Raw genomic sequence first — 20,439 nt, 5'->3', positions numbered from 1 at the left:
ATATGGGTGGCACCAGGCTCTTTCTGTGTCCGCCTAAGGACCGGCGAGCTCGTCAAGGTGGCGCGAGAGCACGCGGAGCATCGGACCCGCCTCCGGGAGTTCACCGCTCCACAGTCCCTGCATGGCGATTCCATCAAGAAGAGCACGTAGTCGCTGCACTTCATACTCCGTATCGCGCCCCTTATAGAACAGGCCGGCTTCGATCAGGATGTTTACAGCTGCGTGGCATGCGTGCTCGACTCCCTCGCTAAGCCTCATCGCGGCAGGACGTAGTGCACTATCCGTCAGTGAGAGGACACCAAGCTGCACCTGCGCCACGAGTTCCAGCCGCCGTTCCTTGTCGAGAGGAAGCAACTGCAGGAGCAAGCCATCAACCAAGGCCCGGCCAGTGAGCTCAAGGGCGGCGATTCGGGCGGTGACCCGGTCCTCAATGAGTTGCAGGCAGAACTCCCTCAGGGCATGTTGCGTGGCAAACGCGCGCCTCAGTGAAGCAGCGGCGATGCCCGCTTCCGCTGCCACCCCGCGCACGGAAAGGCCCGAAAGACCCTCACGTTCCAGCACCCGCAAGGAAGCTTCCGCTATTGCTGCGCTGCGTGCCTCTGCATCGATTCTCCGGGGCATGGTTTCAGCGCGACAGGGTAGCAGCGGGAATAGTGCGGGCGGCTTTCTTCGGCCAGATCGTGTAGCTCAAGGCCCAGAGGAAGTCGATTGCGAAGATGATCCCCAGGATGCGAAAGAAATCCGAGAGGGCAGAGGTTCGTGCAGCGTCGTTGACCAGGAAGATGATGGCTCCCAGTGTCCCCGCAGCGATGGCCATTGCCAACGCAGTCAAAAGCACATCCCGCCAGCACTTGATCGTGTAGCGGGTTCCTGTGACTCGTTCCGGCACAGGTCCGCCCGCGAAGCGATGTTGGAAGTGCGCATCAGCCCATGCCACCATCCGTTTGCCGTAAGCAATGGAGACGCCGATGTAAATCGCCGCCAGCCCGTGCTGCCATGATGCTGTTCCCCCGCCCAGCAGATCCAAGGAGACTAGGGCAAGCAGGACAGCGTCAATCACCGGAGCAAGGATCAGGAGAGCACCGCCAAGGCGAGGCCTCCGCAGCAGGTAGCGCGCTGCGAGTCCGGCGATAATCGCCACCCAGAACGCAACTTCGCACACCACGATCGCGATCAGAATCATTGACTGCTCCCCAAGGCTTGTCACACCGAACGTTATTAGTACGAGTGTACTCACAAGTTCATGGGAGCCGGCCGCTATGGCTTGCTGGTGAAACCTTGGGCTACGTCCTCGACGTTTCGCCGTTAAGGAAGGCGGCAACAGACGCCTCTGTGGGCTTCACTTCCGTGAGCTTGCCCGAGAGGTAGGCCTCGATGATCCTTGGGTCGACGTACGAAGAGCGGGCCACCGACGGGGTGTTGCCCAGCAACTCCGAAGCTTCCTTGATGGCTTGCACTATCGCTTGGCGTGGTGTGCCCTTATGTCCGGACTTGATCAGGCATAGCGCCGCAGCCGCAGTGCCCTTCCACGTCCGGAAATCCTTGGATGTGTAGGCTTCGCCGGCGATACCACGCAAGTATTCATTGATCATGGACGCGTCAACGGAAACCCATGACCCGTTGGCTTGGTACGCCAACAACCTCTCTTTACCTGGCCGCTGCGCAAGGGGCTCAAGGAAGGCTGCCAGAGCGGGGTCGTGGATGGATGTGTCCCACAACTGGCCGCTCTTCCCAGGGAACTTCAGGAAGACGTCCTGCCCCTCCACCCGGGCGTGGCGGCATCGGAGTGTGGTGAGCCCATAGGAGCCGTTCTGCTTCATATAGATCTCGGAGCCGACGCGGAGCGCACCCAGATCCATGAGCCGTACCGCCGCGGCGAGGGTTTGTTGCCTGGGATCTTCGGTGTTCTGCAGGTGCACCGTCACATTGCGCCGTATTGCGGGAAGGACAAGGCCCAACTTGGCTGCCCGAAGGAACTTCTCGGTGTCCTTACGTTCCCGCCACCGGGGATGGTAGATGTACTGGCTGCGTCCTGCACCATCAACCCCGGTGGCCAGAATGTGGCCGTGCTCGTAGGGGCTGATCCATACATCGGTCCACGCAGGCGGGATCGCCAGCGCATTAATGCGCTGGCGATCCTCTTTGCTAACCAGACTTCCATCCGGATGCCTGTAACTGAACCCTTTTCCTACCTTGCGGCGGACGATGCCGGGCTTGGACAGGTCACTGCGCTTAAGCCGGGGCACGGTTCTTCCGCCCTACTCTGACCGAGCCGGTCCGGTAGGTCTAGGCCTCGTCCGGATCCGTCACGGCAGCTCCGGCATTCATGATTTCGGCGTTAATCATCCACACCAGCTGCTCAAGGCGGGAGATGAACGCGTGCAGCAGGTCCGCCGTCGTGGGGTCTTCCTCGTCAACTTCGTCATGGACGTCGCGCATGGTCTGGACTGCGCGCTCAACGCGGTCAGTAACCAGCTTGACGGCGTTCTTGGTGTTGACCAGACCGGCCGGGAATTCTTCCAGGCGCGTGCCCTTGGCGATGGTCGCGCTGCGGCCATCGGGCAGGGCGTGGAGTGCTCGCATGCGCTCGGCGGTGTCGTCTGCGAACTCGCGCGTGGCCACTACAAGCTCGTCCAGCTGGAGGTGTAGGTCGCGGAAGTTCGGACCCACGATGTTCCAGTGCGCCTGCTTTCCCTGGAGCTGGAGCTCAATAAGGTCTGTCAGGACGATCTGAAGGTTGTCTGCAAGCTGCTGTGACGCTTTCATGTGTTCCTCTCATGGACGTTCATGTGAGCCAAAACGCGCCGCAAAATGTCTGCGGCAACTGCCCAATCATCAGGTGACGACTTCAATAAGCCTTTCATAAGGTTGCTTAGTAGTACAATGGGAAGTGTTACTGTTCACGACTGGCGAACTTCACCACGAGGCGAAGACCGGTATGTGATACACGAAAAGGCACTTTGAGGCCGTGGAACGCCTCCAAGTACCGGCATAACTAAATCGAAGTAAATCGGAATGCATAGTTGGGAATCGGCGATTCATCAAAGATTCCCCGAGAAAGGAATGTGCTGACCATGAATACGCTTCTGATCATTGCTGGTGTAGTAGCAATTGTTCTTCTCCTGGTGGGCGGCTTCACCGAAGCCCTGAGTTGGTTGCTGTGGGTAGGCGTCATCCTCCTCGTCATTGCGGCCATCGGCTGGTTGCTGAGCTTCATGTCGGGTCGCAGGGGACACACGGTATAAACCAGAACCGGACATACCCCACCCGGATTTAACGGGCAGGCCTTAAGCACTTACAGACAGTGAGGGCTGTTCCCACCACTGCATGTGCACGGGAACCGGCCCCCGGCTTCACCCGTCGCCCTCGGCGCCTTTACCGGTTGCTGAAGGCGGCGGGGCCGCATCAGGGTCTTGGGGTGTGGGGAACTCGTCACCCGGGGCATCGGGGACTCCCTGGGCCGGCCGTTCCGGCGTCTCGCGTTCATCACCCTGACCAGGCATTTCCTGTTCCGGAGTGGGTGTGCCGTAGCCGCCGGGTTCGCTCTCAGGGTCCACGCGGTGTTCGTCCTGATTCATTGCTTCCTCCTTGGAAATCCGATGAGGCCCCGATAGAAAAGATCGAGGAATGCTGACAGTTCGACCGTAGTCCCGTGCATGGTCGTCGTCCACCAAAACCACCACGGAGGTGCACAGATGGTAGAGCCGGAGCAGGCTCCCAGGATCGGCAGGAACGAGTCCACCGAGGAACGGATGGACCGCAACTGGATGGAATTGATCCAAGAGTTACGGGTTCTCCAAACGGGGGTACAGATCCTTGGCGGTTTCCTGCTCACGCTCCCCTTTCAGGAAAGATTCGAACTCCTGGACGACTGGCAACGGAACCTCTACCTGTTCAACGTGATGGTGGCAGCGCTAACCACAGTCCTCATCGTGCTGCCCGTCAGCGTTCATCGCCGTTTGTTCCGTAGGGGGCTCAAGGCCACCTTGGTCTCCAGCGCCGATATTGTCACCAAGTGGGCGTTGGCTGGAGTGGCGTTGTTAATTGTTGGCTCGGCCACCTTGGTTTTCGATTTCACCGCCGGACGGACCGCCGGACTTGTGGCCGCCGGATTCATCATTCTGGTGCTGCTGCTTCTTGTAGTGGGCGCTCCGCTATGGCTGCACCGCCGCGCCATCCGAAACGGCGACGGCAACGGCAACAACGGAAAAGCAAAGGACGCGTAAGGAAGATGCTGCGGCCCTCCAAACACCAGGAAACTTCCGGTAAAGACAACAAGCCGGCCCGCCATTGGATCAAGGACCATGGTTTGCTGTTGGTCAACGCAGGGCTGTTCGTCGTTTTCCTCGGCGGCATGATCATCTCAGGGGCAGCCCATTACAGCGAAGAACAGCAAACGCACGGACAACCGGCAACCGGCATTTCCGATTTCCTGACTTCCGGCAATTTCTGGGAAGCCGTCTTCGAGAACTGGGAGTCGGAGTTCCTCCAGATGGGCATGTACGTGGTCCTGACGGTCTTCCTGTTCCAAAGGGGCTCCTCTGAATCAAAGCCCGTGGACAAGGACGCCCCTCAGGACGAGGACCCGCGAGACGCAAAGATGACAGCGAAGACCCCTTGGCCTGTACGCCGGGGTGGCTGGGTCCTGAAGGTCTACGAGCACTCACTTTCGGGCCTGCTAGGCCTGCTTTTCCTGCTCTCGTTCACCTTGCATGCTTTCGGCGGCACAGCCGCTTACAACGACGAACAGCGCAGCCATGGCCTCCCCGAGGTCTCCACGTGGGAGTACATCGGTTCCAGCCAGTTCTGGTTTGAGTCTTTCCAGAACTGGCAAAGCGAGTTCCTTGCTGTGGCCGTGCTGGTGGGAGCTTCCGTATACCTCCGCGAAAGAGGCTCACCGGAATCCAAGCCGGTCGCAGAGCCACACTACGAGACGGGCGCCTAAACCAATTCAGAGAAAGGAAGGCATCATGCCTGGAAAGAAGAACTCCAGTTTGAAGGACCCCAAACTTTATGAAGAGCTCCGCGAGGATGGCGCATCCAAAGAGAAGGCTGCCCGCGTCTCGAACGCTGCCGCGGCCAAAGGCCGCAAGGAAGTAGGACGCAAGGGCGGAAAGTCCGGTGATTACGATGACTGGACTGTGGACAAACTGAAAGCCCGAGCCAAGGAACTTGGCCTCAAAGGCTATTCAGACAAGAAGAAATCCGAGCTCATCTCGATGCTGCGGAACCACTAAAGCCAACAAAAGCAGCGGCCACCTGGACGGCGGCCGCGCTTTTATGGAATTACGACGCCGGTTCACGCCTTTTTCTTGGCCCGAGCCTTTGGTTTGCTGGCAGTTTTGCTGGCGGCAGCGGCGTCGTCGTCCGCCTTTTCCTTGCCGCGTTTCTTGTCCAGGCTGCGTTTGAGTGCTTCCATAAGGTCGATAACGTCCCCACCCTCGCCTTCTCCTTCCACCGCGCCGAAGGTGGCCTCGGTGTCCAGGGCCTCGCCCTTCTCCAGTTTGGCCTCGATCAGCGTTCGGAGCTGCGCTTGATAGTCATCGGTATATTCATCGGGGTCAAAGTCGTGCGCCATGGATTCCACCAGGGCGGAGGACATTTCCAGTTCCTTGTCGGAGATCTTGATGTCGGTCTCCAACGACGGGAACTTGGCCTCGCGGACCTCATCGCCCCACAGGAGTGCCTGCAGCAACAGAACGTCCCCACGCACCCGCAGCGCCCCCAAACGGGTCTTCTGCCGCAGCGCGTACTGGACAATCGCGATCCTGTCCGTGTCCTCCAGCGTCTGCCGGAGAAGCATGTACGCCTTGGGCGATTTGGAGTCCGGCTCCAGGAAATAGCTGCGCTCGTACATGATGGGGTCCAACTGCTCGGCGGGGATAAACTCCACCACCTCAATTTCGCGGCTGTTCTCTTCAGGCAACGATTTCAATTCGGCAGACGTCAGGACCACTGTGCGTCCTTCTTCTTCGTAGGCCTTGTCGATATCCTCGTACGCCACAACCTCGCTGCAAATTTCGCATTTACGCTGGTACCGAATGCGCCCGCCGTCCTTATTGTGGACTTGGTGCAGGCCAATGTCGTGATCCTCCGTGGCACTGTAGAGCTTCACTGGTACGTTGACCAGACCGAACGCGATAGATCCCTTCCATATGGCCCTCATGCACCCAGTCAACAGCACAACACAGCAGAGGAGAAGAGGTGGCAGGCAAGCAACAGGAGCGGGTGAACGTGGAAGGTCACGAACTCACCCTCACCAACCTGGGAAAAATCATCTACCCGGAAACCGGCACCACCAAGGCAGAAGTGCTGGGGTACTACGCCGCCGTCGCGCCTTTCCTGATCCCGGCCGCTGCCAATCGGCCGGTCACCCGTAAGCGCTGGGTCAATGGGGTGGGCACCGCCGAAAACCCCGGGGAAGTGTTCTTCCAAAAGAACCTCGAGGACTCCGCGCCCAAATGGATACCCCGTGCCGCCATCCAGCATTCGGACCACACCAACGTTTATCCCATGGTCAACAATCTGGCCACGCTCACGTGGATGGCCCAGATCGCATCCTTGGAGATCCACGTTCCCCAGTGGCAAGTGGATCCCTCAGGGAAGCCGCTCCGACCCGACCGCTTCGTTCTGGACCTTGACCCAGGGCCGGGGGCTGGACTTCCCGAGTGCGTTGAAGTGGCCAAGCTGGCCCGCTCCATCCTGCAGGACATGGGCATGGATCCCGTCCCAGTCACCAGTGGAAGCAAAGGGATCCATCTCTACACCGGCCTCGACGGAACCCTGAAGTCAGAGCAAGTCTCCGCCTTCGCCAAGGAACTCGCCCGGGCCTTGGAGTCGGACCACCCGGAGTTGGTGGTCAGCGACATGAAGAAGTCCCTCCGCCACGGCAAAGTGTTGGTGGACTGGAGCCAGAACAGCGGGAACAAGACCACCATCGTCCCCTACTCGCTGCGCGGAAAAGCCCACCCTACAGTCGCCGCGCCCCGCACCTGGCGGGAGCTCGCCTCCCCTTCGCTGGACCACCTCGACTACTTGGCCGTGATGAAGCGGGTTGCTACCGGCAAGGACCATTTCGCGTCGATCTCCGACCGGCACCTGCCGCCGCACGGCGAGGATGAGAATGACGACGACGGTGCTGCTTCGGGTGACTCCGGTGCCCGTGAGCGTGTGGTGACGGTCGAGAACCGTCTCGCCAAATACGTCGGGATGCGCGATCCGGGCAAGACCCCGGAGCCGTTTCCGTCGTCGTCGGCCGTTTCTCCCACACCAACCCGGGCCTCGTCCTCGGAGCAACCGAAGCCCGGCGACCCTCCGCCGCCGGGAGGCATCTTCGTCATCCAGGAGCACCACGCCCGCCGCTACCACCTGGATCTGCGCCTGGAGCACAACGGCGTCCTGGCCTCATGGGCGCTGCCGCGTGGCATCCCGGAAACCCCCGACCGCAACAACCTCGCCGTCCATACCGAGGACCACCCCATGGAGTACGCCACCTTCGCGGGCGTCATCCCGAAGGGCGAGTACGGGGCCGGGACCATGACCATTTGGGACCGTGGCGAGTACACCTGCGAGAAGTGGCGAGACGGCAAGGAAGTAATCGCAACCCTCACAGGCGAGCCGGGCGGTGGCCTTGGCGGCACCAAACGCTTCGCGATCATCAACACTGGTCAGAACTGGCTCATCCACCTTATGAAGGAGCAGCCGGGAGGGCGGCGGGCTACCGCAGCGGCCAGTAAAGCTGTGGCACCCAAGTCCACTCCGGCGTCTCCACAACCCATGCCGAACTACACCCCCATGCTCGCCACCTCCGGAACCACCACCGATCTCCGCGGCGACGATTGGCTGTATGAACTGAAGTGGGACGGAATACGGGCGATCATCACCGGCACCGACGGCAAGATCCGGCTCATGAGCCGCAACGGGAACGATCTCAGCGCCGCCTATCCCGAACTGACGGACCGCGCATGCTGGCCCGACGGCGACTTCGTGGCTGATGGCGAAATTGTGGCGCTCGGCAAAGGCTCCCGGCCTGATTTCGGGCGGCTGCAGCTCCGGATGAACTTGGTGAAGGCTGCCGACATCGAACGTGCCCGATCAACGGTTCCGGTGCAGCTGATGCTGTTCGACCTTCTTTACGACGACGGCACGGACCTAAGCGGGCTGCCTTTCCGAGAGCGTCGCGAGAGGCTTTCCGGGTTTGCGGGGCGCCTGCGAAAAGGTTGCCCGCTACATCTTTCAGCAGTGTTGGACCACGACGTAGAGGACCTCATGACCAGCGCCGCCGAGCTTGGCTTGGAAGGTGTCATGGCCAAGAAGGCCGATAGCCGCTACGTGATTGGTCGCCGCAGCAGGGCCTGGATCAAGCTGAAGCTGGAGCAGAGCCAGGAAGTGGTGGTGGGCGGTTGGCGTCCCGGTGCGGGTGCAAGGGGCGGGACCTTCGGTGCGTTGCTGCTGGGCATCCCCGACGGCGACAAGCTGCACTACGTGGGCCGGGTGGGCACCGGGTTCAAGGACTGGCAGCTCCGGGACGTCATGGAGAAATTGGAGCCCCTGGTGGTGAGTGACTCCCCCTTCGCGGACGTTCCCCGGGAGGATGCTGCTGGCGCCAAGTGGGTGAGCCCTGAGCTGGTGGCCGAGGTAACTTTCGGCGAATGGACGGGCCCCGGCCGGCTACGGCACCCGGTGTGGCGTGGCTGGCGTCCGGACAAGTCCCCTGAGGACGTAAGCCCGCCCAACTGAGTCGCAGTTGAGCGCGTTTTGAGGGCTCAAAACGCGCTGTGCTGCGACTCAGTTGGGCTGGCTACGCGGGTGGTGCGGTTGATGCGGGTGCCGTTAGGAGGAATGTGGCATCTGCGGGCGGCTGGTCCTGTGGATCGCCGTCACAGCTGCACCCTGGCCCATGCGGCCGTGGGCTTGGTCCCGTTCCTTCGGGTGGCGACGTTTACCGTTACCGTCCGGCCACTGCCTGCTCTGGTCCGCACCCAGTGCAACGGCGATGGCGGTCGGTTCGGGCATAGGAGCCATGTCCATGGACTCCACCAAGTGGCTTGCAACCTCAGGATTGATGCGGTCGGAATCGTGATTCGCAGTCATGGTTCTTCCTTTCCAGTGTGCCTGTCCGCAGGTTTTACCAGCGGACCTTCTTCTCGGTCTTAGCCTGCTTGCCGCTGGCGGAGGTGGGCTTGTGCCCCTTGCCGGTGCTCTGCCAGCCGGCCGGTGCACCACCCCCGGATTTGCTGGCCAGCATGGCCTTCTGGGCGTCGGTCAGTTTGGACTTGATACCACCGGAAGCCGGGGTCTTCTTGTTTTCGGAAGGGTTGGCAGTCATACGTGGACTCCTAAAAGTGTGAGCCCTGAAGAGACACGTATCCCATGTCGTTGCGGTTCGGGAAAAAGGCGTCGAGAACGGGAACGGCATGGAGGCAGGGCCTCAACAGGCGTGGATTTTTGTCAGGTGAAACTCGGCTGTGCCGCTAAGGCAGAGGCCGGTCTACTCAAAAATCAGTGTTCCCATGCCTCATACCCTAACCAAGTCCCGGCAGATTTGTGAACCCCTCACCTGTAGCTTCTTCCTGCTCCACCAGGATTAATCCTCGGCTAGCATGGCAAACGTGACCCGGAGAGCATCCATCGCCACCACTCTGCGTGCCGCCGGCTGCGTTTTCGCGGAGGATGAAGCACAACTGCTCATCGATGCCGCCCACCATCCGGACCAACTGACCCACATGGTGGACCAACGCCTGCGAGGACTGCCCTTGGAACATATTGTGGGGTGGGCGGATTTCTGCGGGACGCGCATCGCCGTGGAACCGGGCGTCTTCGTGCCGCGCCGTCGCACGGAGTTCGTCGTGCGGGTGGCGGCGATGATCACCAAACCCGGAGCCGTCGTCGTCGACCTTTGCTGTGGTTCCGGGGCGATAGGTGCAGCACTCAACGATCTCCTGGGGAGCTGCGAACTGCACGCGACGGACGTCGACCCCGTGGCGGTTCGGTGCGCGCGCCGTAACGTTGAGCCTCGTGGCGGCCGCGTCCATCAAGGGGACCTCTACGCTGCACTCCCCCGGGAACTGCGCGGGAAAGTGGACGTGCTGCTCGCGAACGCGCCGTATGTTCCAACGGGCTCCATCGCGATGATGCCGCAGGAGGCACGCCTCCATGAGCCGCGGGTAGCGCTCGACGGCGGTGCTGACGGTTTGGATGTCCAGCGTCGGCTAGCGCTTGGCGCGGCTCAGTGGCTGGCGCCGGGTGGGTCCATGGTGATGGAAACCTCGAGGCAGCAGGCACCGCGGACCGTCCGGCTCCTGAACGAGGCGGGGTTGCTCGCGGAGGTGGCCTTGGACGAAGAATTGGATGCAACCGTGGTGCTCGCTGCGCAAAGGTAACCCTTCAAACCATCAGCTTTTAGGCCCGAATCCGGCCTGTTAAGTGGGCTCCGCTAAACAATTTGGTAACAACGTGCTCCGGAGGGCAAAAACGAGGCCGGATCCGCATGATTGCAGGGCAAGAGCGGGCAATGAGATGCAACACAGCTAGGCAATTTGCGCTCTCATATGACCCAAAAATCGGATCTCAACTCGGGTTTTCGTGCAAAAACCCGTAAAATTGAAGGCCTGCCCAGAGCGGGGCAGCAGAAGTCGCAAGCAAATGACCTCCCTAGGAGAACCCCAAATGCCCACAGACCAAAGCAACACCGTCTCTCCGGATGGCGCAAGGAACGCCTCCGGGACCCAGGTATTGGCAGGCCCCACCCCGGCCGCCACGAACGCAGCAAATGCAGTAAAGAACGCAACGAAGAAGCTTCGCCCGAAGCGCCGGCTGAAAGAGTCCGACGTCAACGTGGTGAACAAGCCGATGCTACGTAAAGCACTCGGAGGCACAATTGTCGGCAACACCATGGAATGGTACGACGTCGGCGTGTTCGGCTACCTCATCACCACCATGGGCCCCGTCTTCCTGCCCGAAGCAGACCCGTCGGTCCAAACACTCTTCCTTCTGGGCACCTTCGCCGCAACCTTCATCGCGCGTCCCCTCGGCGGCATCGTGTTTGGTTGGCTTGGCGACAAGATGGGCCGTCAGAAGGTCCTCGCAGCAACACTGATGCTCATGGCGGCAAGTACGTTCGCCGTCGGCCTCCTTCCCGGCTACGCGCAGATCGGCATCTGGGCCGCCGCGTTGCTGGTGATCCTGAAGCTCGTCCAGGGCTTCTCCACCGGTGGCGAATACGCCGGTGCCACAACCTTCGTTAGCGAGTACGCCCCGGACAAGCGCCGCGGCTACTTTGCCAGCTTCCTTGATATGGGCAGCTACATTGGCTTCGCCCTCGGTGCCGCCCTGGTTTCGGTCCTGCAGCTCACGCTCGGACAGGCAGCCATGGAGGAATGGGGTTGGAGGATCCCGTTCCTGATCGCCGGTCCCCTGGGCCTCATTGCCGTGTACTTCCGAAGCAAGATCGAGGAATCACCCCAGTTCCAGGCAACCCTGGACGCCCAGGAAGCCTCTGCCAAGGACGCGGCATCTCAGGATGCTGCCGTCGCCAAGGGACCCATTGGCATCATCAAGGCTTACTGGCGCCAGATCGTGCTGGCCATGATCCTCGCGGCCGCCGCCAACACTGTTGGTTACGCCCTGACGTCGTACATGCCCACGTACCTCACGGATTCCAAGGGATACGACCCCGTCCACGGCACGCTGCTGACCATCCCGGTCCTGGTGATCATGGCTGTTTGCATTCCACTGACCGGTAAGCTCTCCGACCGCATCGGCCGCCGTCCTGTGCTGTGGATCGGCGCAGGCAGCACCATCGTCTTCGCCATTCCGGCCTTCCTGCTGATCGGCATTGGCGACATCTGGTCCACGCTGGCCGGCCTGGCACTGATCGCCTTCCCGGTGACGTTCTACATCGCCAACCTGGCTTCGGCCCTGCCCGCCCTGTTCCCGACGTCCAGCCGTTATGGCGGAATGGGCATCGCTTACAACTTCTCGGTTGCGATCTTCGGCGGAACCACGCCGTTCATCGTCCAGGGCCTGATCGAAGGCACTGGCGACGACATGATGCCGGCGTACTACCTGATGGCCACGTCCGTTGTGGGCGCAATCGCCATCTACTTCCTGCGTGAATCCGCCCAGCGTCCCCTGCCGGGCTCCATGCCCAGCGTGGACACCCAGGCCGAGGCACGCGAGCTCGTAGCCACGCAGGACACCAACCCGCTCATCAACCTGGACGAGATGCCGTTCGACGGCCAGCCGATTGATGACACAGTGTTCGGCAAAGGCAACAAGGACCTGACTCCCGCTTAGGAACTCAATGCCTGCAACTTCTGCGCAGCGACTCAGTTAGTTCGCGGCAGCTTGCCGCCCACCGTAGCCACCACCTCAAGGCGCTCTTCTTGAGGTTGGTGGCTACGGCTGTTAAAGCCCCAACTGGGCCTGCACCGCCGCGCCAATGATCCGTGCACCTTCCGGAAAACCGCCCGGATTCGGGCCGGCGTAGTTGAGCCGGATGTATGGCCCTTCCGGTTCCGCGGGGAACCACTCCGTGCCCGAGGCGATGAGCACCCCGGCCGCTTCGCAATCCTTGGTGAGCTGATCGACGTCGAACCCGTCCGGCATCCGCAACCACAAGTTCAAACCGCCTTTTGGCAAGTGGCTGAGATGTGCCTGCGGAACATGCTCGCGGAGGCTGGTGACCAGCAGATCTCGCCGCGACTGCAGCTGATGGCTGAGGCCGCGCAGGTGCGTATGCCAACCCGGCTGCGTGACGACGTCGAGCGCTGCTGCCTGAAGCAGGCCGCTGACGTACATCGACTCGGCGGCCTGCGCCCCCATGATGCGTTCGCGTGCCGGACCTCGCGCTATGACGGCTGCGATGCGGATGGACGGTGAGACGCTCTTGGTCAGCGAGCGAATGTAGACCACATGCCCGGAATCGTCTTTGGCGGCGAGCGGGACCGACGGCGCGGTGATGCCGAAGTCGTGCGCCCAGTCGTCCTCCACAAGGAAAGCTCCGTGCCGCTGGACTATCCGGAGCACCTCTTCCCCTCGGTCGGCCGACCACTGCGCTCCCGTGGGATTGGCGAAGTTGGGCTGCGCGTAGAACAGCCGCGCGCCCGATTCCTCGAAGGCCCGGTCCAGTTCTTCCGGGTCGGGGCCATCCGGGCCGCTCGGGACAGGAATGACATTGACGCCCGCCTGGCCCGCCGCCAGCAGCGCACCCCAGTAGCTGGGCGACTCCACCAACAGCGGTTGGCCGTGCCCCACCAGACCTCGGAAAATCGAGCTGAGTCCGCTCTGGCTACCGGGAAGAACGACGACGTCGCTCGGCTGGGGCGGCGTGACGCCCACCGGCGTTGAGGTACTGAGTTCCTGCGCGAACCAGGTCTGGAGTTCGGGAAGTCCTTGCGCCGGCGGCCGGGACAGGGCAGCGTCTCCCCTTGCGGCCCGTGTGAGGGCGGCGCGGACGAGTCTTTCGGGGAGGAGTTCGCGGTCCGGGTATCCGGAATGAAATGCGATGACGTCGTTGGTAGCGCTCCGCATTGCGCCAGAGGTCAGTGGTCGCGCGACTTGGGCTGCCCGCAAGGCTGCTGTTTGCCAGCCGTAGTCAGAGGGCCTGGCCGTGCGGTAAGCCCGGACGAAAGTTCCAACGCCGGGCCGACTCTCAATCAGGCCCTGTGCCGTGAGTGTCCTGAGGGCCTTCTGAACCGTGACGGGGCTGGCCTGGTACTCAGCAACGAGTTGGCGCGTAGATGGCAGTTTGGCTCCCGGCGCAGCCCCTGCGATCCATTCTTTTACTCGCGAGACGATTCGGGAACTGCTATCGTTGTTCATGAGTCCTAATAGTAGCGCTACTACACTTTTGCGGCCAGTGGTATCCACCAAGACATCGACTGGTATCTGGTGGGGCCTCCTTGGAGTCGTCGCTTTCTCCTTCACTGTTCCACTGACACGGGTGGCTGTGGAGGGAATGTCGCCCCTGTTTATCGGCGCTGGCCGTGCAGTTGTTGCCGCCATCCTCGCAGCCCTTGCCCTCGCGCTGACTCGACAACGGTTGCCGCGCGGCCGGCAATGGATTCGCCTTGCCGTGGTGGCCGGGGGAATCGTGGCCGGATTCCCGCTGCTGACCACGTTCGCGTTGACCAGTACTTCCGCCAGTCACGGAGCTGTGGTCATCGCGCTACTGCCCGCAGCCACAGCGACTGTAGCGGCGATCAGGGGACGGGAACATCCTCGTCCATTGTTCTGGGTACTGACAGTGGTGGGCGTGATCGCCGCGGTGGTATTCGCTTTGGTTCAGTCCGGCGGATTTGGTGCGCTTCACTGGGCGGACCTTCTGCTGCTGGGTGCCGTGGTGGCTGCCGCCATCGGTTACGCAGAGGGCGGGCTGCTGGCCCGGGAACTCGGTGCATGGCAGACCATTTCCTGGGCGCTAGTGGTGGCCGCGCCAGTGATGATCCTGCTAACGGTGGCATCGCTGGGCTTTGGCGCACCTTCTGCCACTCCCGTCCAGTGGTTGTCCTTCGCGTACCTGGGAGTGGTGAGCATGTTCCTTGGCTTCTTCGCCTGGTACCGGGGCCTGGCCATCGGACCCATGGCGCAGGTCAGCCAGATCCAGCTTGTCCAACCGGTCATGAGCATCGCCTGGGCCGGGCTCCTGTTAGGTGAGTCGATGACCTGGACCACCGTGGTGGGCGGCCTCGCGGTGATCCTGTGCGCCGGTGCTGCCGTTCGCGTCAGGCTCAGGAAGTAGGAACCCGTGTGCCCGTTGCGACTCGGCGAGCGCAACCGATGTGCAACGGGTGCGGACCTCGTAGAATCGGCGCATGCGTGAGGTTCCGGTGGGATCAATCCACCATCTTGAGATCTGGGTGCCGTTCCTTGACCGGGCAAGGGAAGAGTGGGGCTGGCTGCTGGGTGAGCTGGGTTATGAGCCATTCCAGGAGTGGCCCACGGGGTGCAGCTGGAAGCTTGACGGCACGTATGTGGTGGTGGAGCAGACTGATGCAACCACCGCCACAACCCACCGACGCACTGATCCCGGGGTCAACCACATAGCCTTCCACGCCGGGACCCGGGAGAACGTGGACAGGATCCGGGCACTCGGGGCGGATGCCGGTTGGTACGAGATGTTCGAGTCGAAGTACCCGCACGCCGGCGGCCCGGACCACTACGCGGCATACCTGCTCAACACGGACAGCTATGAGGTCGAGTTGGTGGCAGGCTAACCCGACCGGCTGGGTTACTTGGGCGGAACTGCCGGGCGCCACATGGCTACGCGGGGCCAACGGGTCAGGCCCAACTCAGCCTCGTGCTCCATGAGGCGGGTCAGCTCCGGACCCCAGCTGCCGGCGTCGAGCACTTCGAAGCCGAGGCGGCGATAGTACGGGGCGTTCCACGGCACGTCCCGGAACGTGCTCAGGGTTTGCCGCTGCATCCCGTGTCCGCGCGTCCATACGCGCGCGGCATGCAGGAGCTCACGGCCCAGGCCTTGGTGTGCTTGATCCGGATGGACGCTGACCTGCTCCACGTGACCGTTGCCGTCAACGATGTCCGCCAACAGGTATGCCACCGGGTAGTCGAGCCCATCGACGGAAACCCAGGCGCGCCCGGCCGTGGCATAACTGTTCAGCTCATCAAAGGACAGGGGCTCGTCGTCCGCGATGGACTCCATTCCCAGAGCCCGGAAAGCCTCGCCCGCGGCACGCTCGATGTCCTGCAGAATCAGCAGGTCGTCCGCGTGCGCGAGCCTGATCATTGCCGCGAATCCAGGGCGGGAGGGGTTGGGGCCACCAGGAACGCGTTGCGCTTCTCAATCAGGTTCTGCAGGTATCGGGCCAGAATCAGCTTCTCCACCAAACGGCCCAGCGGGCCGAACGGTGCAGCGAATTCCACGGTATCCACCATGAGGGTCCCGCTGCCGTCCGGCCGGAACTCATGCGTGTGGCGCAGGTACTTGAAAGGGCCCTTCACCTGTTCATCAGAGAACGACGACGGCGCCTCCATCCGCGTAATGCGACTGGTCATGCGGAACCGGACTCCGAGGTGCCATGCCTGCCAGGTGACAGTCTCACCTTCCGAAATGAGCCCACTGGTGACGCCGCCGATTGCCTTCTCCCGGCTCTGCGTCATGGACCCTACGTGGGCATCGATGTTGCGGGAAAGGTCAAATAGCTCCTGCGGTGGCATGCTGGAGCGGGTGCGGCAGACGAAAGCGACGGGCATACCTTGATCTTCCCAGAACTTCCCCCGTCCGCGCGCCCAAGTCCGCTACGGGTTGTGACCGGGCTAATGGCGGCCTGGGCCGCGATGATGCTAATTTCCAGAGACAAGCCCTGACCGATTGGTGGTGTTCCCGCATGCCCGCACTCATCTCGCATGCCCGTGAACTCCACCGGATGGGTCCTGCCAACAACGACCACCTCTCGGCTGTACGGGTGGCCTTGAGCGTCGCAGTGCCTGGCTTGTTCCTCATTCTCATCGGCCGCCCGGACCTGATGATGTACGCCGTATTCGGTGCACTAACCGGCATGTACGGCCGCAACGAAACGCATCAGCTCAGACTCAAACACCAGGCCCAGGCCGCCCTGTTCCTGGTTGGCGGACTCACCATCGGGGTGCTCCTCTCCGTCAACCACATCCAGTCCTGGTGGTTGGTACTCGTGGCAACCTTCTTTGCCGGCGCCGGTTCCCTCTATGCGGACGCCGTACGCCTCCGGCCCATAGGCCCGTTCTTCGGCATCCTCGCCTTGGGCGCCTGCGCCTCCGTCCCAACCAACGTGCCATTCACGACGGCGGTACTCATCGGCGTCGCGTCCGCCGCCTTTTCCTTGGCGGTGGGTTTCAGCGGCTGGTTCCGGCGACGCACTTGGGTGTCCGGGGCAGGCCGCGATGTTCTCGTCCTTCGCGGCCCGCAGCGCCAGGCCGCGTTGGTCCATGCTGCACGCTATTCGCTCGCGGTCGGCGTGGCCGGGGCCATCGGGGTGCTGAGCGGCAGCGGCCACCCACATTGGGCCATGGCCGCCGCGGCCGTGCCCCTCGCAGGAGCCGACCTCCCAAGCCGCGTCCACCGAGGTATCCACCGCATCGTGGGGACGTTCCTCGGTTTGGGGATAGTCGCCGTCGTGCTTTTCCCCAGTCCGCTATCGCCGCTTCAGTACTTCCCGGGCCAAACCGCAGTGGTGCTCGCTGTGCTGGTGGTTTTGTGCCAGTTCCCCACCGAGCTGTTCATGGCACGACACTACGGTTGGGCCATGGTGTTCTTTACTCCCGTGATCCTGCTGATCGCCCAACTCGCTGCTCCCATGGACCCAGGCGTGCTGGTCATGGAGCGTGCCATCGAGACATTTGTGGGGGCCGTTGTTGGGATCGCGGTGGCGGTGCTGGTGCGGGCACCGCGGGGCCGGGTCAGTTTGTAACAGGGTCAGTTCGCAACTGTTTCAGTTCGTAACTGTTTCAGTTCGCAACGACGAGGATGTTCGGGTGGATTTTCGTCAAGCCGCTCGACTCAAGCTCCTTGGTGTCATAGCCGTCGGAGACCAGAACAGCAGATTTTTGGTCGGGACCACTGATTCTCAGCATCTCTCCCTGGATGGAATCGCTGCAGCCGCTATGCGAGAAGTATGGTTCCGCAGCTTCTACGATCAAGCAGGACGGGCGGCCCTGTTTGCCCTGCCCCAAGTAGTACTTCTTCCCGTTCGCTTCGGCGACCAACAGCACCTTTTCCAGTTCGAATTGCTCGAGTTTCAGGCCCGTCGGCGGAGTGTCGGTTTCCGTTGCCTCTCGCTCCAGCGCCTTGAAGCCCGTGTTGCTCGTTCCGGTGCAGCCGCTCAGCAGCACTCCGCTTACGACCATGGCCACAATGAATGCCAAAGATTTGTTCCTCACGGCGCTGCCCCCTCAGGCTCGAATGAACTGTCATAGTAACCCGGACCTCAGATTTACGGTTCGAGCGGCCGCCGGGGTGGGCCGGACGTCAGCTTCGCCGGCAGGATACGTGCAAAGAAACTGACCACTTTGTACCGTCGCGTAGGGATGGAGACACCCTTGCCCTTGGCGTTGTCCTCCAGCCCCTCGCGCACTACACGCTCGGCTGTGAGCCACATGAACCGGGGAGCAACGGTTTTGTCCATGCCCATACGGTCGTGGAATTCGGTGTGGGTGAAACCTGGGCAAACAGCGGTGACCTGCACTCCGGATTTCGCGTAGGTGATGTTGGCCCACCGACTGAATGTCACTTGCCATGCTTTGGCGGCGGAGTAAGTACCTCTGTTGGCGAACGCTGCCACGCTGGCGACGTTGATGATCCGCCCTTTGCCGCGTGCCAGCATGACTTCAAGTGCAGCGTGGCTCAATTCCATGGGTGTCTGGACGTGGAGCCTCAGATGGCGACGTTCCTCGTCCAAGTCATTCCGTTCGAACGACTTCAACAGCCCGATGCCCGCGTTGTTGACCAGGACATCCACAGGCCGCGCAGCGTCCCGCAAGCGGTCAGCGACTGCCGAGACGCCGACGTCGGTGGTTAAGTCCGCGGGAAGGACCTCCGCCGAGATACTGAAGTCGCGCTCAAGTTCCTCGGCCTTCTCTTTGAGGCGCTCTTCATCGCGGGCTACCAGGACAAGGTGGTGTCCGGCTTCGGCAAGCTGGCGGGCGAATTCTGCACCGAGCCCGGCGGTGGCACCGGTAACCAAGGCAGTGAGTTCGTTGGCTCGAGTGGTCATGCGCCTAGACTAGCCCCTCCCCTTTTCCCGCTCTGCCGAGGTGACAGTTAATACCCATGTCTGCGAGCAGGATTGGTATTAACTGCCACCTCGGCGGAAGGGGATGTGCCGGTTGTCTACGCGTACTGGGTGATGTGCAGGCTGTTGAGCGTGGTTGAACCGCCTACCGAGTAAAGGGAGACGTCGTTGCTCGTCAAGGACGGAAAGACTAGTTCCGTCATGGTGACTTGGCCGCCTTGAGCAAATACCTCCACTGAACAGCGGTCCACGAAGAGGGTGAGTTGGTACTGACCCTCCACCAACCGGATGGGGGCGGTGTCGATGGATGCGAAGGCTTCATGGAAGTCTGTATGCCCCGATTCGCGGCGGTCGACGACCAGGGTCCCCTCGGCAGGCCGAATGCCAATGCGGGTTCCTTGCGAACCTCCGCCCCGGACAACGAGCCCGAATTCTTCGGCTGCTCCTGGCGTCCAGGAAATGTCAATGCGTTGGACCGTTCCAGCCGCACCGTCAAGAATCGTGGTGCCCGCCGGGATGGTGGTTTCAGGGAGGCTGAAGTTTGAGACCGAGGCACGTACGGCAGCCCAGTCCCCCACCGGCTGCTGCACCAGGTGCGTCTCGCCGCCGATTGTTTGGAGTGTCAGTTCCCGGACCAGTGACATGGGGCTTCGCCATGATGCCGTGGGAAGTTCGTTGACGTATTGCCAGTTGTTCATCCACGCGATCATCAGTCGTCGGCCCTCTGGTGCATCGCTGAAGGAGACGGCGGCGTAGTAGTCCCGGCCCCAGTCCAGCCACTGGTACTCGCCCAGCCGGTCAGGGTCTTGAAGGCCTTCAGTCACTGTCGTGGCTGAGGTGAACGTGGCGCCGTCGAAGTCACCTACGAAGTATTGTCCGGCCGAGCCGCCGTTTGGACCGCCCGGGTTCAAGTTGACGGTGAGCACCCATTTAACGTTTTCGGGGTCGCCGTCGACGGGCAGGGGGAACAGGTCCGGGCATTCCCAGATCCCTCCTGTCGCGTTCGCAGGACCGAAGGTGCTCAGGTACTCCCAGTTCCTGAGATCCCGGGACTTGTAGAGGATGACTTGGAAGTCCTGCGCTTCAACGGCCACCATGACCCAGTAGCTGCCGGCGTCACCCTCGTAGCGGAACACTTTAGGGTCCCGGAAATCAGCTGAACGACGATCCAGAACGGGATTCTCCGCGTATTTTCTCCAGGTGTACCCACCATCGAGGCTGTAGGCCAGCGACTGGGCCTGAATCCCTTCCAGCCCGGATGCGGGTTTGAAGGCGCTGGTGTAGATGGCTACCAGGGGTGCTGTTCCGTCCTTGCCGAAGCCGCTGGTGTTCTGCCTGTCGAAGACGATGCTGCCGGAGAAGATGTCTTCGTTCTCGTCACAGGCGATGGCGACGGGATGGTCAGTCCAGCTCACGAGGTCGGTGGACGTAGCGTGGCCCCAGGACAGATTGGCGTGCTCGCTGCCGAACGGGTTGTTCTGGTAATAGAGGTGGTAGGCGCCGTCATGGAAGATGAGGCCGTTGGGGTCGTTGAGCCAGGTGCCTCCGGTGCTGTAATGAAGGGCGGGCCGGAAGATGTCGGTTGTCGTGGCGGCGGCGGCAGTCATGAAAGTGAGTCTCTTTCTTGGCAGGTGATTTCTGCAGTTCTCGTGGGAGTCCCGCAGACGGAAGAGCGGTCAAGGTGGAACCAGCGCGCTGGGCGCCGGTTCCA

At 61.9% G+C, this 20,439-nt stretch carries 24 protein-coding genes; 10 read left to right on the top strand and 14 right to left on the bottom strand.

From position 1 onward, the window contains the following. Window positions 1–33: 33 nt before the first annotated feature. The 4 genes from AC6CH8_RS07670 to AC6CH8_RS07655 all read right to left on the bottom strand — a co-directional run bounded on the left by AC6CH8_RS07670 (window position 34) and on the right by AC6CH8_RS07655 (window position 2,766). On the bottom strand, window positions 34–621 hold the full coding sequence (locus AC6CH8_RS07670) for a TetR/AcrR family transcriptional regulator (protein WP_498189735.1): 588 nt from the start codon (window positions 619–621) through the stop codon (window positions 34–36). Window positions 622–625: 4 nt separating this feature from the next. Then, window positions 626–1,183 carry a hypothetical protein gene (locus tag AC6CH8_RS07665; RefSeq protein ID WP_498189734.1) on the bottom strand — a complete coding sequence of 186 codons (558 nt, stop codon included), beginning with the start codon at window positions 1,181–1,183 and terminating at the stop codon, window positions 626–628. A gap of 100 nt (window positions 1,184–1,283) precedes the next feature. Further along, the gene (locus AC6CH8_RS07660) at window positions 1,284–2,246 is read right to left on the bottom strand and encodes a DNA topoisomerase IB (protein WP_498189733.1); all 963 of its coding nucleotides are present in this window, start codon (window positions 2,244–2,246) and stop codon (window positions 1,284–1,286) included. 40 nt (window positions 2,247–2,286) lie between these two features. Then, window positions 2,287–2,766 carry a Dps family protein gene (locus tag AC6CH8_RS07655; protein ID WP_024819119.1) on the bottom strand — a complete coding sequence of 160 codons (480 nt, stop codon included), beginning with the start codon at window positions 2,764–2,766 and terminating at the stop codon, window positions 2,287–2,289. 308 nt (window positions 2,767–3,074) lie between these two features. Between AC6CH8_RS07655 and AC6CH8_RS07650 the strand changes: the two genes are divergently transcribed. Next, window positions 3,075–3,245, top strand: coding sequence for a hypothetical protein (locus AC6CH8_RS07650; protein WP_017197102.1), 171 nt, complete (start codon window positions 3,075–3,077; stop codon window positions 3,243–3,245). 108 nt (window positions 3,246–3,353) lie between these two features. On the opposite strand, the gene AC6CH8_RS07645 is transcribed toward AC6CH8_RS07650, so the two are convergent. Next, window positions 3,354–3,578, bottom strand: coding sequence for a hypothetical protein (locus tag AC6CH8_RS07645; RefSeq protein ID WP_420179775.1), 225 nt, complete (start codon window positions 3,576–3,578; stop codon window positions 3,354–3,356). A gap of 117 nt (window positions 3,579–3,695) precedes the next feature. Here AC6CH8_RS07645 and AC6CH8_RS07640 point away from each other — a divergent pair, with 117 nt between their 5' ends. The 3 genes from AC6CH8_RS07640 to AC6CH8_RS07630 are packed head-to-tail and all read left to right on the top strand — an operon-like array spanning window position 3,696 to window position 5,237. After that, window positions 3,696–4,226, top strand: a complete 531-nt coding sequence (locus AC6CH8_RS07640) for a DUF6328 family protein (protein ID WP_420179774.1) — start codon at window positions 3,696–3,698, stop codon at window positions 4,224–4,226. A 5-nt stretch (window positions 4,227–4,231) separates the two neighbouring features. Next, window positions 4,232–4,945 carry a DUF6766 family protein gene (locus tag AC6CH8_RS07635; protein ID WP_420179773.1) on the top strand — a complete coding sequence of 238 codons (714 nt, stop codon included), beginning with the start codon at window positions 4,232–4,234 and terminating at the stop codon, window positions 4,943–4,945. A gap of 25 nt (window positions 4,946–4,970) precedes the next feature. Beyond that, window positions 4,971–5,237 carry a DUF7218 family protein gene (locus AC6CH8_RS07630; protein ID WP_091464697.1) on the top strand — a complete coding sequence of 89 codons (267 nt, stop codon included), beginning with the start codon at window positions 4,971–4,973 and terminating at the stop codon, window positions 5,235–5,237. Window positions 5,238–5,299: 62 nt separating this feature from the next. On the opposite strand, the gene ku is transcribed toward AC6CH8_RS07630, so the two are convergent. Beyond that, window positions 5,300–6,166 (bottom strand): non-homologous end joining protein Ku, encoded by an 867-nt coding sequence (gene ku / locus AC6CH8_RS07625; protein WP_091464695.1) that lies wholly within the window; start codon window positions 6,164–6,166, stop codon window positions 5,300–5,302. Window positions 6,167–6,204: 38 nt separating this feature from the next. On the opposite strand from ku, the gene AC6CH8_RS07620 reads away from it, so the two are divergent. Further along, window positions 6,205–8,739, top strand: coding sequence for an ATP-dependent DNA ligase (locus AC6CH8_RS07620; RefSeq protein ID WP_498189729.1), 2,535 nt, complete (start codon window positions 6,205–6,207; stop codon window positions 8,737–8,739). Window positions 8,740–8,832: 93 nt separating this feature from the next. Here AC6CH8_RS07620 and AC6CH8_RS07615 read toward each other — a convergent pair whose 3' ends face one another. Together AC6CH8_RS07615 and AC6CH8_RS07610 are read right to left on the bottom strand one after the other, a co-directional pair. Beyond that, window positions 8,833–9,093 (bottom strand): hypothetical protein, encoded by a 261-nt coding sequence (locus tag AC6CH8_RS07615; RefSeq protein ID WP_054809225.1) that lies wholly within the window; start codon window positions 9,091–9,093, stop codon window positions 8,833–8,835. Between the two features lie 34 nt (window positions 9,094–9,127). Beyond that, window positions 9,128–9,328 carry a hypothetical protein gene (locus AC6CH8_RS07610; RefSeq protein WP_043469623.1) on the bottom strand — a complete coding sequence of 67 codons (201 nt, stop codon included), beginning with the start codon at window positions 9,326–9,328 and terminating at the stop codon, window positions 9,128–9,130. A 274-nt stretch (window positions 9,329–9,602) separates the two neighbouring features. Between AC6CH8_RS07610 and AC6CH8_RS07605 the strand changes: the two genes are divergently transcribed. Beyond that, a complete protein-coding gene (locus tag AC6CH8_RS07605; protein ID WP_498189726.1) occupies window positions 9,603–10,382 on the top strand; it encodes a putative protein N(5)-glutamine methyltransferase in 780 nt (259 codons plus the stop codon). Between the two features lie 286 nt (window positions 10,383–10,668). Then, window positions 10,669–12,297 carry an MFS transporter gene (locus tag AC6CH8_RS07600; RefSeq protein ID WP_498189724.1) on the top strand — a complete coding sequence of 543 codons (1,629 nt, stop codon included), beginning with the start codon at window positions 10,669–10,671 and terminating at the stop codon, window positions 12,295–12,297. 111 nt (window positions 12,298–12,408) lie between these two features. Here AC6CH8_RS07600 and AC6CH8_RS07595 read toward each other — a convergent pair whose 3' ends face one another. Continuing rightward, window positions 12,409–13,824, bottom strand: a complete 1,416-nt coding sequence (locus AC6CH8_RS07595) for an aminotransferase-like domain-containing protein (protein WP_091464687.1) — start codon at window positions 13,822–13,824, stop codon at window positions 12,409–12,411. On the opposite strand from AC6CH8_RS07595, the gene AC6CH8_RS07590 reads away from it, so the two are divergent. Together AC6CH8_RS07590 and AC6CH8_RS07585 are read left to right on the top strand one after the other, a co-directional pair. Continuing rightward, window positions 13,823–14,743 (top strand): DMT family transporter, encoded by a 921-nt coding sequence (locus tag AC6CH8_RS07590; RefSeq protein ID WP_498189722.1) that lies wholly within the window; start codon window positions 13,823–13,825, stop codon window positions 14,741–14,743. The two genes, AC6CH8_RS07595 and AC6CH8_RS07590, sit on opposite strands and share 2 nt — an antisense overlap. A 73-nt stretch (window positions 14,744–14,816) precedes the next feature. Next, a complete protein-coding gene (locus tag AC6CH8_RS07585) occupies window positions 14,817–15,218 on the top strand; it encodes a VOC family protein (RefSeq protein WP_178992925.1) in 402 nt (133 codons plus the stop codon). Between the two features lie 14 nt (window positions 15,219–15,232). Here AC6CH8_RS07585 and AC6CH8_RS07580 read toward each other — a convergent pair whose 3' ends face one another. Together AC6CH8_RS07580 and AC6CH8_RS07575 are read right to left on the bottom strand one after the other, a co-directional pair. Beyond that, the gene (locus AC6CH8_RS07580) at window positions 15,233–15,748 is read right to left on the bottom strand and encodes a GNAT family N-acetyltransferase (RefSeq protein ID WP_498189720.1); all 516 of its coding nucleotides are present in this window, start codon (window positions 15,746–15,748) and stop codon (window positions 15,233–15,235) included. Beyond that, window positions 15,745–16,215: an SRPBCC family protein gene (locus AC6CH8_RS07575; RefSeq protein WP_498189718.1), complete on the bottom strand. Its 471-nt coding sequence runs from the start codon at window positions 16,213–16,215 to the stop codon at window positions 15,745–15,747. Before AC6CH8_RS07575 ends, AC6CH8_RS07580 begins: the two co-directional genes overlap by 4 nt. Window positions 16,216–16,349: 134 nt before the next feature. Between AC6CH8_RS07575 and AC6CH8_RS07570 the strand changes: the two genes are divergently transcribed. Next, window positions 16,350–17,408, top strand: a complete 1,059-nt coding sequence (locus AC6CH8_RS07570) for an FUSC family protein (protein WP_498189716.1) — start codon at window positions 16,350–16,352, stop codon at window positions 17,406–17,408. Between the two features lie 37 nt (window positions 17,409–17,445). Here the strand turns inward: AC6CH8_RS07570 and AC6CH8_RS07565 are convergent, their stop codons facing one another. From AC6CH8_RS07565 to AC6CH8_RS07555, 3 genes are all read right to left on the bottom strand, one after another. After that, complete coding sequence (locus AC6CH8_RS07565) at window positions 17,446–17,877, bottom strand: hypothetical protein (RefSeq protein WP_498189714.1); 432 nt, start codon at window positions 17,875–17,877, stop codon at window positions 17,446–17,448. Between the two features lie 53 nt (window positions 17,878–17,930). Continuing rightward, window positions 17,931–18,710, bottom strand: coding sequence for an SDR family NAD(P)-dependent oxidoreductase (locus AC6CH8_RS07560; RefSeq protein ID WP_454809150.1), 780 nt, complete (start codon window positions 18,708–18,710; stop codon window positions 17,931–17,933). A gap of 116 nt (window positions 18,711–18,826) precedes the next feature. After that, entirely contained in the window at window positions 18,827–20,335 is a 1,509-nt protein-coding gene (locus tag AC6CH8_RS07555; protein WP_498189712.1) for a glycoside hydrolase family 32 protein, read from the bottom strand. Between the last annotated feature and the right edge of the window lie 104 nt (window positions 20,336–20,439).

Source organism: Paenarthrobacter sp. GQ52, assembly GCF_059759005.1.
Note: the sequence above shows the minus strand (reverse complement) of the source record. Positions and strands in the feature narration are given on the sequence as shown.

Bases quoted from the DNA above. Each gene is read 5' to 3' on its own strand.
- ku (WP_091464695.1), bottom strand. From the start codon at position 6,166: ATGAGGGCCATATGGAAGGGATCTATCGCGTTCGGTCTGGTCAACGTA.
- AC6CH8_RS07635 (WP_420179773.1), top strand. From the start codon at position 4,232: ATGCTGCGGCCCTCCAAACACCAGGAAACTTCCGGTAAAGACAACAAG.
- AC6CH8_RS07670 (WP_498189735.1), bottom strand. From the start codon at position 621: ATGCCCCGGAGAATCGATGCAGAGGCACGCAGCGCAGCAATAGCGGAA.
- AC6CH8_RS07640 (WP_420179774.1), top strand. From the start codon at position 3,696: ATGGTAGAGCCGGAGCAGGCTCCCAGGATCGGCAGGAACGAGTCCACC.
- AC6CH8_RS07585 (WP_178992925.1), top strand. From the start codon at position 14,817: ATGCGTGAGGTTCCGGTGGGATCAATCCACCATCTTGAGATCTGGGTG.
- AC6CH8_RS07650 (WP_017197102.1), top strand. From the start codon at position 3,075: ATGAATACGCTTCTGATCATTGCTGGTGTAGTAGCAATTGTTCTTCTC.
- AC6CH8_RS07605 (WP_498189726.1), top strand. From the start codon at position 9,603: ATGGCAAACGTGACCCGGAGAGCATCCATCGCCACCACTCTGCGTGCC.
- AC6CH8_RS07615 (WP_054809225.1), bottom strand. From the start codon at position 9,093: ATGACTGCGAATCACGATTCCGACCGCATCAATCCTGAGGTTGCAAGC.
- AC6CH8_RS07655 (WP_024819119.1), bottom strand. From the start codon at position 2,766: ATGAAAGCGTCACAGCAGCTTGCAGACAACCTTCAGATCGTCCTGACA.
- AC6CH8_RS07560 (WP_454809150.1), bottom strand. From the start codon at position 18,710: ATGACCACTCGAGCCAACGAACTCACTGCCTTGGTTACCGGTGCCACC.
- AC6CH8_RS07610 (WP_043469623.1), bottom strand. From the start codon at position 9,328: ATGACTGCCAACCCTTCCGAAAACAAGAAGACCCCGGCTTCCGGTGGT.
- AC6CH8_RS07645 (WP_420179775.1), bottom strand. From the start codon at position 3,578: ATGAATCAGGACGAACACCGCGTGGACCCTGAGAGCGAACCCGGCGGC.
- AC6CH8_RS07590 (WP_498189722.1), top strand. From the start codon at position 13,823: ATGAGTCCTAATAGTAGCGCTACTACACTTTTGCGGCCAGTGGTATCC.
- AC6CH8_RS07575 (WP_498189718.1), bottom strand. From the start codon at position 16,215: ATGCCCGTCGCTTTCGTCTGCCGCACCCGCTCCAGCATGCCACCGCAG.
- AC6CH8_RS07595 (WP_091464687.1), bottom strand. From the start codon at position 13,824: ATGAACAACGATAGCAGTTCCCGAATCGTCTCGCGAGTAAAAGAATGG.
- AC6CH8_RS07600 (WP_498189724.1), top strand. From the start codon at position 10,669: ATGCCCACAGACCAAAGCAACACCGTCTCTCCGGATGGCGCAAGGAAC.
- AC6CH8_RS07570 (WP_498189716.1), top strand. From the start codon at position 16,350: ATGCCCGCACTCATCTCGCATGCCCGTGAACTCCACCGGATGGGTCCT.
- AC6CH8_RS07555 (WP_498189712.1), bottom strand. From the start codon at position 20,335: ATGACTGCCGCCGCCGCCACGACAACCGACATCTTCCGGCCCGCCCTT.
- AC6CH8_RS07580 (WP_498189720.1), bottom strand. From the start codon at position 15,748: ATGATCAGGCTCGCGCACGCGGACGACCTGCTGATTCTGCAGGACATC.
- AC6CH8_RS07630 (WP_091464697.1), top strand. From the start codon at position 4,971: ATGCCTGGAAAGAAGAACTCCAGTTTGAAGGACCCCAAACTTTATGAA.
- AC6CH8_RS07665 (WP_498189734.1), bottom strand. From the start codon at position 1,183: ATGATTCTGATCGCGATCGTGGTGTGCGAAGTTGCGTTCTGGGTGGCG.